This is a genomic window from Rathayibacter sp. Leaf185, assembly GCF_001423885.1.
Lineage (GTDB): Bacteria > Actinomycetota > Actinomycetes > Actinomycetales > Microbacteriaceae > Rathayibacter.
The window spans coordinates 85,795-98,644 of sequence record NZ_LMPP01000005.1 but is presented as its reverse complement, the minus strand read 5'-3'; the positions used below and the strand labels follow the sequence as shown (position 1 = coordinate 98,644).

Sequence of the window (12,850 nt, the reverse complement as noted above, 5' to 3'; positions counted from 1 at the left end):
GGACCCACTCGTGGACTCAGTCACCGTTCTCGCCGAACTCACCGGCAACATCGCGACGGTCGGTTACGGCCTCGCAGCGATCGGCCCCGGCATCGGTGTCGGCATCGTCGCAGGCAAGACCGTCGAGGCCATGGCGCGCCAGCCCGAGATGGCCGGCCGCCTCCAGACCACGATGTTCCTCGGCATCGCGTTCACCGAGGTGCTCGCGCTCATCGGCCTCGCCACCTACTTCATCTTCGCGGCGTAGTCGTGTTCAGCACCGCTGTGAACATCGCTGCGGAAGAAGGTGACGTCCCCGCGGTCATTCTGATCCCGGAGTTCTACGACTTCTTCTGGTCGGGGGTGATCTTCCTCGTCCTGCTCTTCTTCTTCTGGAAGCTGGTGCTCCCGCGACTCCAGAAGCTCCTCGACGAGCGCTCCGCGGCGATCGAGGGCAACATCGCGAAGGCCGACGAGGCTCAGCGCCAGGCCGAGCTCGCGCTCGAGAAGTACACCGCTCAGCTGGCCGAGGCCCGCGCCGAGGCCGGAGTGATCCGCGAGAAGGCCAACGCCGACGGCAACGCGATCGTGGCGGCGAAGAAGGAGCAGGCGCAGGTCGAGGCCGAGCGCATCCTCCACAATGCGCACGCCCAGATCGAGGCCGACCGCCAGGCGGCCGTCGTCGCTCTGCGCTCCGAAGTCGGAACCCTCGCCATCGATCTCGCCTCCGGCGTGATCGGCGAGAGCCTCAACGACGACGCGAAGGCGTCCGCGATCGTGGACCGCTTCCTCGCCGACCTCGAGGCCTCGGAGAAGGCGAGCAGCTGATGGGCAGCGCGTCAAGGCAGGCACTCGCATCGGCGAAGGCGGAGCTCTCCGTCCTCGGCGGTCAGGCGTCCCTCGACACGGCTCAGCAGCTCTTCGAGGCGGCACGGGTCATCGACGGGCAGGCGCAGCTGCGCTCCGCCCTCTCCGACCCGAGTGCGGACGCCGATCTCAAGCGCTCACTCGTCGCCCGTGTGTTCGGTCCGTTCGGAGAGCCGGCCAAGCGCCTGCTCACCGTCGTGGTCGGACACCGCTGGTCGAGCTCGAGCGATCTCGTCGCCGGGATCGAGGAGGTCGGGGTGCGCGCTATCGCGTCCTCCGCCCCCGAGGGTGTGTCGCTCGAGACCGAGCTTCAGACCTTCGGCGCGGTCGTCGCATCCGACGCGCAGCTCGAGCTCGCGCTCGGCAGCAAGCTCGCCGCGGCCGATTCGAAGGTGGCGCTCGTGCAGCGCCTGCTCGAGGGCAAGGCCTCGGCCGAGACACTCGCGATCCTCCGCCAGCTCGTCGCCCACCCGCGCGGCCGCCGCATCCCCGAGCTCGTCCGCTTCGCCGCGGGCGTCGTGGCCGACCAGGGCGGATTCACCATCGCCACGGTCTCGGTCGCCGCACCGCTCGCCCCCGGGCAGCTCGACCGGCTGCGCTCGGCGCTGTCGCGTCAGTACAGCCGCCCGGTCTCCGTCAACGTGCTCGTCGATCCCTCCCTCCTGGGCGGGATGCGTCTGCACGTCGGCGACGAGGTCATCGACGGGACCGTGTCCGCGCGGCTCTCCGACCTGAAGCTCCAGCTCGCGTCCTGACGGGCGCACGTATCCTCAGGGAGCGGCTCGCGCCGCCTCCGACCCCCGCACCATCCAGGTCAGGCCCCGACGACCGCTTCGGCTCGCACGGACCCAACGAATAGGAATTCCCATGGCAGATATCACCATCAGCCCGGATGAGATCCGCGACGCGCTGAAGGACTTCGTCTCGTCGTACGAGCCGGGCAAGGCCTCCACCACCGAGGTCGGCTACGTCATCGACGCCGCAGACGGCATCGCCCACGTCGAGGGACTCCCCGGCGTCATGGCCAATGAGCTCATCCGCTTCTCGAACGGTGTGCTGGGCCTCGCCCAGAACCTCGACGAGAACGAGATCGGCGTCGTCGTGCTCGGAGAGTTCTCCGGCATCGAGGAGGGCATGGAGGTCACCCGCACGGGCGAGGTCCTCTCCGTCCCCGTCGGAGACGGCTACCTCGGCCGCGTCGTCGACCCGCTCGGCAACCCGATCGACGGACTGGGCGACATCGCCTCCGAGGGCCGCCGTGCTCTCGAGCTCCAGGCGCCCGGCGTCATGTCGCGCAAGTCGGTCCACGAGCCGCTGCAGACCGGCATCAAGGCCATCGACGCGATGATCCCCGTCGGCCGCGGACAGCGCCAGCTGATCATCGGCGACCGCCAGACCGGCAAGACGGCCATCGCCATCGACACGATCATCAACCAGAAGGCCAACTGGGAGTCGGGCGACACCAACAAGCAGGTGCGCTGCATCTACGTCGCCATCGGCCAGAAGGGCTCGACCATCGCCTCGGTGAAGGGCGCGCTCGAGGACGCCGGAGCGATGGAGTACACGACGATCGTCGCGTCTCCCGCCTCCGACCCCGCCGGCTTCAAGTACCTCGCCCCCTACACCGGCTCGGCCATCGGCCAGCACTGGATGTACGGCGGCAAGCACGTGCTGATCATCTTCGACGACCTGTCGAAGCAGGCCGAGGCCTACCGCGCCGTGTCGCTCCTCCTGCGCCGTCCGCCGGGACGCGAGGCGTACCCCGGCGACGTGTTCTACCTGCACTCCCGCCTGCTCGAGCGCTGCGCGAAGCTCTCGGACGAGCTCGGCGCCGGCTCGATGACCGGCCTTCCGATCATCGAGACCAAGGCCAATGACGTCTCGGCCTACATCCCGACGAACGTGATCTCGATCACCGACGGCCAGATCTTCCTCCAGTCCGACCTCTTCAACGCCAACCAGCGTCCGGCGGTCGACGTGGGCATCTCGGTCTCCCGCGTCGGTGGTGACGCCCAGGTCAAGTCGATCAAGAAGGTGTCCGGCACGCTGAAGCTCGAGCTCGCGCAGTACCGCTCGCTCGAGGCCTTCGCGATGTTCGCCTCCGACCTCGACGCCGCGTCGCGCCGTCAGCTCGCCCGAGGTGCCCGCCTCACCGAGCTGCTCAAGCAGCCGCAGTACTCGCCGTATCCCGTCGAGGAGCAGGTCGTCTCGATCTGGGCCGGCACCAACGGCAAGCTCGACGAGGTCCCCGTGCCCGACGTGCTGCGCTTCGAGCGCGAGCTGCTCGACTACCTCGGACGCAACACCCAGGTCCTGAGCACTCTGCGCGACACCAACGTCCTCTCGGACGACACCGTGAAGGAGCTCGACCGGGCCGTCGACGGCTTCAAGCTCGAGTTCCAGACGGGCGAGGGCAAGCCGCTCGCCTCCGTCGGGCGCGAGGAGCACCAGGCCATCTCGGCCGACGAGGTCGGCCAGGAGAAGATCGTGAAGGGTCGCCGCTAACAGCGGCACCCCGGCGATTCGACACACAAGGACTACAGGAGACACATGGGAGCGCAACTTCGGGTCTACCGGTCGAAGATCCGTTCGGCCCAGACGACCAAGAAGATCACTCGGGCCATGGAGCTGATCTCGGCCTCGCGCATCCAGAAGGCGCAGAACCGCGTCGCTGCCGCAGCCCCGTACTCGAACGCGATCACGCGCGCCGTGTCGGCCGTCGCGACCTACTCGAACGTCGAGCACCCGCTCACGACCGAGCGCGAGAAGCTCGACACGGCCGCGATCGTGATCTTCACCTCCGACCGCGGCCTCGCGGGCGCCTTCTCCTCGAGCGTGCTCAAGGAGGCGGAGGAGCTCGCATCGCTCCTGCGCAGCGAGGGCAAGGAGGTCGTCTTCTACCTCGTCGGCCGCAAGGCGAACGCATACTTCTCGTTCCGGAAGCGCCCCAGCGTGCGAATCTGGACCGGCGGTACCGACCAGCCCCTGTTCGAGACGGCGAAGGAGATCGCGGATGCGGTCGTCGAGTCGTACAACCTCGATGACGAGGAGGGCGGAGTGGACGAGATCCACCTCGTCTACAACCGCTTCGTCAGCATGGTCACGCAGCAGCCGACGGTCGTCCGGCTCCTGCCGCTCGAGGTCGTCGAGGGGGCGGAGGATCAGAACACCGATCTCTATCCGCTCTACGAGTTCGAGCCCGACCCCGAGACGGTCCTCGACCGCCTCCTGCCGGTCTACGTCGAGAGCCGCATCTTCAACGCGATGCTGCAGTCGGCGGCGTCCGAGCACGCGGCACGTCAGAAGGCGATGAAGTCGGCGAGCGACAACGCCGACACGCTCATCAAGACCTACACGCGGCTCGCCAACAACGCGCGCCAGACCGAGATCACGCAGCAGATCGCGGAGATCGTCGGCGGCGCCGACGCCCTGTCGTCCAAGAAGTAGACGGCTCTCCTCCCCAGACACGAAGACTCCGCCCTCCGGGAGCGGTGAGACCTAGAAGGAAGAAGCAATGACACTGACCGCACCTGAGGCGGCGACCGGGACTCCGGGCGGGGCCGTCGGCCGTATCGCTCGCGTCACCGGCCCCGTCGTTGACATCGAGTTCCCCCACGACGCGATCCCCGAGGTCTACAACGCGCTCTACACGCACGTCGAGGTCGAGGGTGTCTCGAGCAAGCTGACCTTCGAGGTCGCGCAGCACCTGGGCGACGACCTCGTCCGCGCCATCTCGCTGAACCCGACCGACGGACTCGTCCGCGGCCAGGAGGTCCACGACACCGGCCTGCCGATCTCGGTCCCGGTCGGCGACGTGACCAAGGGCAAGGTCTTCAACGTGATCGGCGAGGTGCTCAACGCCGACGCCGACGGCAAGATCAACGGCGAGTCGTTCGAGATCACCGAGCGCTGGCCGATCCACCGCAAGCCCCCGGCCTTCGACCAGCTCGAGTCGAAGACCGAGCTCTTCGAGACCGGCATCAAGGTCATCGACCTCCTCACCCCGTACGTGCAGGGAGGCAAGATCGGCCTGTTCGGCGGAGCGGGCGTCGGCAAGACCGTCCTCATCCAGGAGATGATCCAGCGCGTCGCGCAGGACCACGGTGGAGTGTCGGTGTTCGCCGGAGTGGGCGAGCGCACCCGTGAGGGCAACGACCTCATCGCCGAGATGGAGGAGGCGGGGGTCTTCGACAAGACCGCCCTCGTCTTCGGCCAGATGGACGAGCCGCCGGGAACCCGACTGCGGGTGGCCCTGTCTGCCCTGACCATGGCCGAGTACTTCCGCGATGTGCAGAAGCAGGACGTTCTGCTCTTCATCGACAACATCTTCCGCTTCACCCAGGCCGGCTCGGAGGTGTCGACCCTTCTGGGCCGCATGCCCTCGGCCGTGGGCTACCAGCCGAACCTCGCCGACGAGATGGGTGTGCTCCAGGAGCGCATCACGTCGACCCGTGGACACTCGATCACCTCGCTGCAGGCGATCTACGTTCCTGCGGACGACTACACCGACCCGGCGCCGGCGACCACCTTCGCCCACCTCGACGCGACCACCGAGCTCTCGCGTGAGATCGCATCGAAGGGCCTCTACCCGGCCGTCGACCCGCTGACCTCGACGTCGCGCATCCTCGACCCCCGCTACCTGGGCGCCGATCACTACCGCGTGGCGACCACCGTCAAGCAGATCCTCCAGAAGAACAAGGAGCTGCAGGAGATCATCGCGATCCTCGGTGTCGACGAGCTCTCCGAGGAGGACAAGATCACGGTGTCGCGAGCGCGCCGGATCCAGCAGTTCCTCTCGCAGAACACCTACATGGCGAAGAAGTTCACCGGTGTCGAGGGGTCGACCGTTCCGCTGAAGGACACGATCGAGTCGTTCGACGCGATCAGCAAGGGCGAGTTCGACAACGTGGCCGAGCAGGCGTTCTTCAACGTCGGCTCGATCTCGGACGTCGAGGAGAAGTGGGCTCAGATCCAGAAGGAGAACGGCTGATCATGGCCGGCACTCTGAGGGTCAGCGTCGTCTCCGCGACGGCGGAGGTCTGGGCGGGCGAGGCCCGTCAGCTCACCGCTCGCACCGTCGAGGGCGAGATCGGGATCCTGGCGGGTCACGAGCCGCTGCTCGCGATCCTCGCCTCCGGTGAGGTCCGAGTGACCGCGGTCGACGGCACGCGCATCACCGCGCAGGCCGATGACGGCTTCCTCTCGGTCGAGAACGACGTCGTCACGGTCGTCGCCCGCGAGGCGGCACTCGTCTGAACCACCGCCGCGCACCGCGGCATCCGGAGGGGCCGGGCGATCATCGAGATCGCCCGGCCCCTCCGTCGTCTGCGCCCGCCCGAGAAGGAGTCCTGTGCACGTCCTGCTTCCGCCGTCCGAGACCAAGCGGAGCGGCGGTTCGTCGCCGTTCGTGCTCGAGGACCTTGCATTCCCCGAGCTGACGGATCGGCGGCGACTGCTCCGCGACGCTCTGGTCGAGCTCTCCCGCGACAGGGAGCTCTCGACGCGGGCGCTCAAGCTCGGGCCGCGACAGCTCGACGAGATCGACCGGAACGCGGCGCTCGTGTCACCGCTCGGGATGGCCGCTGTCGACCGCTTCGACGGAGTGCTCTTCGATGCGCTCGACGCAGGATCGCTCACAACCGGCGCGCAGGAGGTCCTCGGGCAGATCGTCGTCATCCATTCGGCCCTCTGGGGGCCTGTGCGTGCGCTCGACGCGATCCCCGCCTACCGCCTCTCGCACGACTCCCGGATCCCTGGTTTCCCGCTCAAGCGCTGGTGGGCGCAGTCCGCCGCGGAGGTGATCGCCGGCCTGAGCGGTCTCGTCCTGGACCTGCGGAGCGAGGCGTACGCGGCGCTCGGGCCGCTCGTTCGGGGCGAGGACCGTCGTTTCGTACGGGTGCGGTCGAGGGACGCGTCGGGGACTCTCCGCAACCTCAACCACTTCAACAAGCAGGGGAAGGGACGCTTCGTCCGCGCGCTCGTCGAGGACGGGGTCCGGTCGGACTCGATCGAGGAGCTCGCGGAGTGGGCGGGCGGTAGGGGGTTCGAGCTGTCTCCGAACGGCGAGACGGGCGAGATCGATCTAGTGGTGCGCGAAGGCTGACGCTCTAGGCTGCGGCGCGGAAGCAGCCGGCGAGATGGTCATCGACGACTCCGGCCGACTGCAGCAGGGCGTACATCGTGGTCGGACCGACGAAACGGAATCCAGCCTTGCGCAGGGCCTTGGACAGCGCCAATGAGGCGGGAGTCGCCGTCGGGATCTCCTTGATGGTCTTCGGAGCGGTTGGCGCAGGCTCTTCGAAGGACCAGACGAGGCGGTCGATCGCTCCCTCGCCGTCGCGCTCGCGGAGCACGAGCGCTGCCCGGGCGTTGTCGACGGTCGCCAGGATCTTGGCCCGATTGCGGATGATGCCGGGGTCGTCCATGAGGCGGTCGACGTCCTCCTCGCCCATCTGCGAGACGGTCTCGAGCTCGAAGTCGTGGAAGACCTCGCGGAAGCGCGGGCGCTTGCGGAGGATCGTGATCCACGACAGACCGGACTGGAAGCCCTCGAGGCAGATCTTCTCGAAGAGCTCCCGATCGCCGTGGAGCGGGGTGCCCCACTCCTCGTCGTGATAGCGGCGGTACTCCGGGTCGGCGGCGCTCCACGCGCATCGCGTGAGTCCGTCGTCTCCGGCGACGAGGCCATCAGCGAGCGTCATCGGTGCGCGATCCCTTCGTGATCGAGCAGCCAGGCCTTCGTCGCAATGCCCTCGCCGGCGCTGAATCCGGTGATGCGTCCGTCGCCCGCGAGGACTCGGTGGCAGCCCACGATGATGGGGATCGGGTTGGCGCCGACCGCTCCTCCGATCGGACGGCCGGAGCGGAGTCGGCCGGTCGCCTGACCGAGCGCCCCGTAAGAGGTGATCTCTCCCCAGTCGACCCGTTGCAGCTCGCTCCAGATCTCGAGCTGGAAGGGCGTGCCCTGGAGGACGATCGGCAGGTCGAACCGCCGTCGCTCTCCGGCGAAGTACTCGGCGAGCTGAAGCGCCGCTCTCTCGAGGACGTCGAGGTCGCCGGCGGGCAGGTGGTCATGGGGGAGTGCTCCGCCGCTCTCGATGAAGAGCGACACGATGGACTCGCCGTCACTGCCGACTTCGATGCGACCGAGCGGGCTGTCGACGCGTCGGACATGAAGGGGAATCATTCTCATACGCCGAGAATAACGACGGCCCTGCTGCCCCTCTCGCGGGAATCGGACATCGGTGCAGAAGTCCGCGAAGGGGCGCCTGGGGAGGAGTGCTGCGCCGACCGCCTCGTCCGCGGTCACGAAGAACACGTGCGCGTCGCGGTCGCGCGACGGCCGACCGCCTCAGCCCTCCACAGGTGTCGATCGAGGCGGTTGTCTCCAGATCGGGAGGACGATCCGCGCGGGCGAGGTCACCCCGGCCACGATCTCCGCATGACACTCACGGCACTCGAACCCCACCGCACCTCCCACCGCATCGTCGCCTCGATCCCCGACCTCGTCGGCTTCTCACCCCGCGAGAGCGTGGTGCTCGTCCCTCTGAGGCAGGGCCGAGCGACCGGCGCTCTCCGCTTCGATCTTCCCGCGGAGGACGCGCCGCCCTGCGCTCGCGCATTCATCGGCGCGCTCGGATGCTTCGGGCGCGCGGAGGCCGTCGTCGCCGTCGTTTACACCGAGCGCCCGGACGAGCCGCAGAACCGAGTGCTCACCGACGCCCTCATCGCGGCCGCCCGACGCGTGGGTATCCATGATCTCGACGTCGTGGTCGACCCCGGGAGCCCCTCAGGAGCGCGGGGGGAGAGAGGAGGTTCGCCGGGGGTGCCAGCGGAGCGGCGGCTGCTTCCCGATGTCGATCGCAGCGAGGCGAGGGCCGTCGGCGCGCAAGTTGATCTCCTGCTCGACCGCCATCCGCGGGCCGAGCTCTCCGAGTCCGTCCGGTCGAGCGTCGATGCGCTCTTGCGTCGTGCTGCGGCCGGGTGGTGCTGCGAGCGTCGATCCCAGGCCGTGGCCGCCCTGATCGTCTGCGCCCAGCGCCAGGGCTGGCGCGAGCACGCACTCCGGATCGCTGCCGCCTCGAACCGGCCTCCGTCGAGTCAGCTGCTCGAGCTGCTCGGGGCGGCGGCGGCGTCGGCTCCCGCCACAGAGCGTGCTCCGGTGCTCGTCGTACTGGCCTCCGTGACGTGGGCCGCCGGCAGACGGGAGGACGCCGTTCGACTGGCGAGCTGGGCGGTGCGCTCCGACCCGCACGACCCGGAAGCCCGCCGACTGGTCTGCGCCCTCGAGCAGGCGAGCCGGGCTCCCGGGCGGATCGACACGGACCTCGCCGCGTGACTCCGCCCGGGGCGGTCAGCTCAGAGGCGCGCCCATGCCTCGGTCAGGACTCCGCGGAGGATCTGCTCGATCTCGTCGAACTCCTCGGGCCCGATGGTCAGCGGGGGTGCGAGCTGCACGACGGGGTCTCCGCGATCATCGGCCCTGCAGTAGAGGCCCGCGTCGAAGAGGGCCTTCGACATGAATCCGCGCAGCAGGCGCTCGGACTCGTCATCGTCGAACGTCTCCTTCGTCGCCTTGTCCTTGACGAGCTCGATCCCGAAGAAGTAGCCGGCGCCGCGCACGTCGCCGACGATCGGCAGGTCGAGCAGCTTCTCGAGGGTCGAGCGGAAGATCGGGGAGTTCTCGCGGACGCGTTCGTTGAGCTTCTCCTCCTCGAAGATGTCGAGATTCTCGAGAGCGACCGCCGCCGAGACCGGGTGGCCCCCGAAGGTGTAGCCGTGCGGGAAGGACGCCTGGCCGTGGCGGAAGGGCTCGTAGATGCGATCGCTGATGATCGTGGCGCCGATGGGGGAGTAGCCGCTGGTCATCCCCTTCGCGCAGGTGATCATGTCGGGCACGTAGCCGTACTCGTCGCAGGCGAACATGTGCCCGATCCGGCCGAACGCGCAGATCACCTCGTCCGAGACCAGGAGGACATCGTGGCGATCGCAGATCTCGCGGACCCGCTGGAAGTAGCCGGGAGGGGGCGGGAAGCAGCCGCCGGAGTTCTGCACCGGCTCGAGGAACACGGCGGCGACGGTCTCGGGGCCCTCGAACTCGATCATCTCCTCGATGCGGTCGGCAGCCCAGACGCCGAAGGCCTCGAGGTCGTCGCCGTGCTCGGGGGCTCGGTAGAAGTTGGTGTTCGGTACGCGGAAGCCACCGGGGACGATCGGCTCGAACATCGCCTTCATCGCCGGGATGCCCGTGATGGCGAGCGCTCCCTGCGGGGTGCCGTGATAGGCGACGGAGCGGGAGATGACCTTGTGCTTGCCCGGCTTGCCCTGGAGCTTCCAGAAGTGCTTGGCGAGCTTGAAGGCGGTCTCGACCGCCTCGCCGCCGCCGGTCGAGAAGAAGACGCGGTTGAGGTCACCCGGCGCGTAGTCGGCGAGGCGGTCTGCGAGCTCGATCGCCGACGGCGTCGCGTAGGACCACAGCGGGAAGAACGAGAGCTCGGCGGCCTGCTTCGCAGCCGCCTCCGCGAGTCGACGCCGTCCGTGGCCGGCGTTGACGACGAAGAGCCCGGAGAGTCCGTCGAAGTACTTCCGCCCCGTGCTGTCCCAGATGTGGTGGCCCTCACCCTTGGTGATGATCGGCACGCCGGCACCGGAGTCCATCACGGACTGACGGGTGAAGTGCATCCAGAGGTGGTCCTTGGCCTTCTTCTGGAGTGCGGAGTCGTCGATGCCGTCGGTCGAATCGGCGCCGGTCACCGTCTCTCCGGACTCGAGGCCGACGGTCGAAAAGGCTGTCTCGGTCATTGGTTACCGCGTTCCCCAGTTGTAGAACTGCTTGTGAAGTTTGAGATAGACGAAGGTCTCGGTCGAGAGCACGCCCGGCAGCGAGCGGATCTCCTGGTTGAGAAGGGCGATGAGGTCGTCGTCGTTCTCGCAGACGACCTCGGCGAGGATGTCGAACGTGCCGGCCGTGAGGACCACGTAGTCGACCGCCGGGATCGCCGCGAGCCGGTCCGCGACGTCCCGGGTGTCGCCCGTGACACGAACGCCGATCATCGCCTGCCGGTAGAAGCCCAGCTGCATCGGGTCGGTGACTGCGACGATCTGCATGACCCCCGACTCCGTGAGCTTCTGAACCCGCTGCCGCACCGCGGCCTCGCTGAGACCCACCGCCTTGCCGATCTCGGCGTAGGAACGGCGTCCGTCGGCCTGCAGCTGCTCGATGATCGCCTTCGACACGTCGTCGAGCTGGATCGGGCGCTGAGAAGGAGGTCGGGAGGGGCTCATGCGAGGATTCTGACAGTCGACCGGGGTCGCGGCAAGTGAATCCGTACACGCGGAGCCTGCGCGGAGCCGGAATGCGCTGTCATTCGGTGCGGAACTCCCGACCACCGAAGGGCCCCGAGCGGACCGCGGCGACACGAGGCCGGGCTCGGCTCGCCAGCCGGTACCATCGGAAGGTTCTTCCGGCCCGCGAGGGCGGAGTCGGGCTCGGGCGAGGAGGCGTGATGACGCAGATCGGCCGCAGCCGCGCGTCCGTCACGGTACCCGTATCGGCCTGGAGTTCGGACGCCCCCTCCGCCGAGGTCCGGATCGGATGGGCCGCGGGCACGCACACGGGACTCGTCCGCAGCGCGAACGAGGACAGCTACCTCGCGAAGTCGCCCCTCTTCGCCGTGGCCGACGGAATGGGCGGCCACGCGGCCGGAGAGGTCGCGAGCAACGCCGTCGTCTCGCGACTCTCCCGCGCCGCCACCGGGGCGACGGTCGGCGCGGAGGAGATCGACCGTGCGTTGCGGGACGCGGTGGACGACATCGCGCGTCGCCCCGGCGACGCGGACGGCGGGACCGGCACCACCGTCACGGGAGCGGCTCTGACCGCGATCGGCGGTGAGCCGTACTGGTCGGTGTTCAACATCGGCGACTCCCGGGTGTACCTGTGGATCGAGGGATCCCTCGTGCAACTGACCGTCGACCACTCGATCGTCCAGGAACTCGTCGACGCCGGGCTCATCACCCGCGACGAAGCGGACGTGCATCCGCACAGCAACGTCATCACGCGCGCGGTCGGCTTCCACGAGGCGCCGGTGCCCGACTACCGGCTCGTTCCCGTGATCGCGCCCTCCCGCCTGCTGATCTGCTCCGACGGGCTCACCAAGGAGCTCACCGACGCCGGACTCGAGCACCTCCTCGCCACCACTGGGAACGCTCAGGAGGCGGTGGACGCGCTGATCGCCGCGGCCCTCGAGAACGGCGGCCGGGACAACATCACGGTGGTCGTCGTCGACGTGCTCGCGGTGACGGGAGACCCGGGCTGATCCCGGAGGTCCAGGAGTACCCGGGCGGCTCCTGGCTACGATGGAGAGCGGAAGGGCGTTCTCGGTGATCTGCAGCACGTGTGGCTCCACACTCGCCCCCGGGGCGATCCTCTGCGGCGAGTGCGGATCCTCGGTGGCCTCGCACGCGACTCCCGGTTCGTCGCGCCCCACCGCCGCCGGCGACACCACGGTGCTCGATCCCTCCCGCCGCGCCTGGCTCCCCGGCCTCGCGCCCGGTCGGCACCGCCGCCCGGCGCCGGGTGCTCCGATGGCGCCCCCGGCCCAGGGCCTCGTCCGGCTCAGCTTCGCCTCCGGGCAGCACGCGATCGTGACCGGCAACGGACTGATCGGCCGGGAGCCTCTTCCTGACCCGGGCGAGACCTTCCGTCACATCCTGGCCATCCCCGACCCTTCGCGGTCATTGTCGAAGACGCACCTCGAGTTCGGCTTCGACGAGGGCGGACTGTGGATCCGCGACCGCTGGTCGGCCAACGGCTCCGTACTGGTGACCACCACGCAGGCTCCGCTGCCCCTCGAGGCGGGGCGGCGCTACCGCACGAAGATCGGGAGCCGCGTCCTGCTGTCCGCGGTGGAGATGGCGGTCGAGCGCGTCGACGGCTCCTCCACAGGCTCCGGTCGTCCACCGATCACTCGCTGAGGCCCCACGGAGCGTCCACGTCCTGTGAGCT

At 68.7% G+C, this 12,850-nt stretch carries 15 protein-coding genes; 11 read left to right on the top strand and 4 right to left on the bottom strand.

From position 1 onward, the window contains the following. Positions 1 to 10: 10 nt before the first annotated feature. From ASG06_RS16505 to ASG06_RS16470, 8 genes are all read left to right on the top strand, one after another. Positions 11 to 247 carry an ATP synthase F0 subunit C gene (locus tag ASG06_RS16505; RefSeq protein WP_055794702.1) on the top strand — a complete coding sequence of 79 codons (237 nt, stop codon included), beginning with the start codon at positions 11 to 13 and terminating at the stop codon, positions 245 to 247. A gap of 2 nt (positions 248 to 249) precedes the next feature. Further along, entirely contained in the window at positions 250 to 807 is a 558-nt protein-coding gene (locus tag ASG06_RS16500; RefSeq protein ID WP_056044532.1) for a F0F1 ATP synthase subunit B, read from the top strand. Continuing rightward, positions 807 to 1,601, top strand: coding sequence for a F0F1 ATP synthase subunit delta (locus ASG06_RS16495; RefSeq protein ID WP_056044530.1), 795 nt, complete (start codon positions 807 to 809; stop codon positions 1,599 to 1,601). The genes ASG06_RS16500 and ASG06_RS16495 overlap by 1 nt, the downstream gene beginning before the upstream one ends. Before the next feature lie 112 nt (positions 1,602 to 1,713). Next, positions 1,714 to 3,351, top strand: coding sequence for a F0F1 ATP synthase subunit alpha (gene atpA, locus ASG06_RS16490; RefSeq protein ID WP_056044527.1), 1,638 nt, complete (start codon positions 1,714 to 1,716; stop codon positions 3,349 to 3,351). A 45-nt stretch (positions 3,352 to 3,396) separates the two neighbouring features. Beyond that, positions 3,397 to 4,293 carry a F0F1 ATP synthase subunit gamma gene (locus tag ASG06_RS16485; protein WP_056044526.1) on the top strand — a complete coding sequence of 299 codons (897 nt, stop codon included), beginning with the start codon at positions 3,397 to 3,399 and terminating at the stop codon, positions 4,291 to 4,293. A 67-nt stretch (positions 4,294 to 4,360) separates the two neighbouring features. Beyond that, on the top strand, positions 4,361 to 5,836 hold the full coding sequence (atpD, locus tag ASG06_RS16480) for a F0F1 ATP synthase subunit beta (protein ID WP_056044523.1): 1,476 nt from the start codon (positions 4,361 to 4,363) through the stop codon (positions 5,834 to 5,836). 2 nt (positions 5,837 to 5,838) lie between these two features. Beyond that, complete coding sequence (locus ASG06_RS16475) at positions 5,839 to 6,102, top strand: F0F1 ATP synthase subunit epsilon (protein ID WP_056044522.1); 264 nt, start codon at positions 5,839 to 5,841, stop codon at positions 6,100 to 6,102. 94 nt (positions 6,103 to 6,196) lie between these two features. Further along, positions 6,197 to 6,949, top strand: a complete 753-nt coding sequence (locus ASG06_RS16470) for a YaaA family protein (protein WP_056044520.1) — start codon at positions 6,197 to 6,199, stop codon at positions 6,947 to 6,949. Between the two features lie 4 nt (positions 6,950 to 6,953). Here ASG06_RS16470 and ASG06_RS16465 read toward each other — a convergent pair whose 3' ends face one another. Both ASG06_RS16465 and ASG06_RS16460 read right to left on the bottom strand, forming a co-directional pair. Beyond that, positions 6,954 to 7,547, bottom strand: coding sequence for a DNA-3-methyladenine glycosylase I (locus tag ASG06_RS16465; RefSeq protein WP_056044517.1), 594 nt, complete (start codon positions 7,545 to 7,547; stop codon positions 6,954 to 6,956). Beyond that, positions 7,544 to 8,038 carry a methylated-DNA--[protein]-cysteine S-methyltransferase gene (locus ASG06_RS16460; protein ID WP_056044516.1) on the bottom strand — a complete coding sequence of 165 codons (495 nt, stop codon included), beginning with the start codon at positions 8,036 to 8,038 and terminating at the stop codon, positions 7,544 to 7,546. Before ASG06_RS16460 ends, ASG06_RS16465 begins: the two co-directional genes overlap by 4 nt. Positions 8,039 to 8,287: 249 nt before the next feature. Between ASG06_RS16460 and ASG06_RS16455 the strand changes: the two genes are divergently transcribed. Then, on the top strand, positions 8,288 to 9,184 hold the full coding sequence (locus tag ASG06_RS16455; protein ID WP_056044513.1) for a DUF4192 family protein: 897 nt from the start codon (positions 8,288 to 8,290) through the stop codon (positions 9,182 to 9,184). A gap of 20 nt (positions 9,185 to 9,204) precedes the next feature. Here the strand turns inward: ASG06_RS16455 and ASG06_RS16450 are convergent, their stop codons facing one another. Then, positions 9,205 to 10,647 (bottom strand): aspartate aminotransferase family protein, encoded by a 1,443-nt coding sequence (locus ASG06_RS16450; RefSeq protein ID WP_082499308.1) that lies wholly within the window; start codon positions 10,645 to 10,647, stop codon positions 9,205 to 9,207. A gap of 3 nt (positions 10,648 to 10,650) precedes the next feature. Beyond that, entirely contained in the window at positions 10,651 to 11,130 is a 480-nt protein-coding gene (locus ASG06_RS16445; protein ID WP_056044512.1) for an Lrp/AsnC family transcriptional regulator, read from the bottom strand. Positions 11,131 to 11,351: 221 nt separating this feature from the next. On the opposite strand from ASG06_RS16445, the gene ASG06_RS16440 reads away from it, so the two are divergent. Then, positions 11,352 to 12,161: a PP2C family protein-serine/threonine phosphatase gene (locus ASG06_RS16440; RefSeq protein WP_056044510.1), complete on the top strand. Its 810-nt coding sequence runs from the start codon at positions 11,352 to 11,354 to the stop codon at positions 12,159 to 12,161. Positions 12,162 to 12,294: 133 nt separating this feature from the next. Then, a complete protein-coding gene (locus ASG06_RS16435) occupies positions 12,295 to 12,819 on the top strand; it encodes a hypothetical protein (RefSeq protein ID WP_056044509.1) in 525 nt (174 codons plus the stop codon). The last annotated feature ends 31 nt before the right edge of the window (positions 12,820 to 12,850 follow it).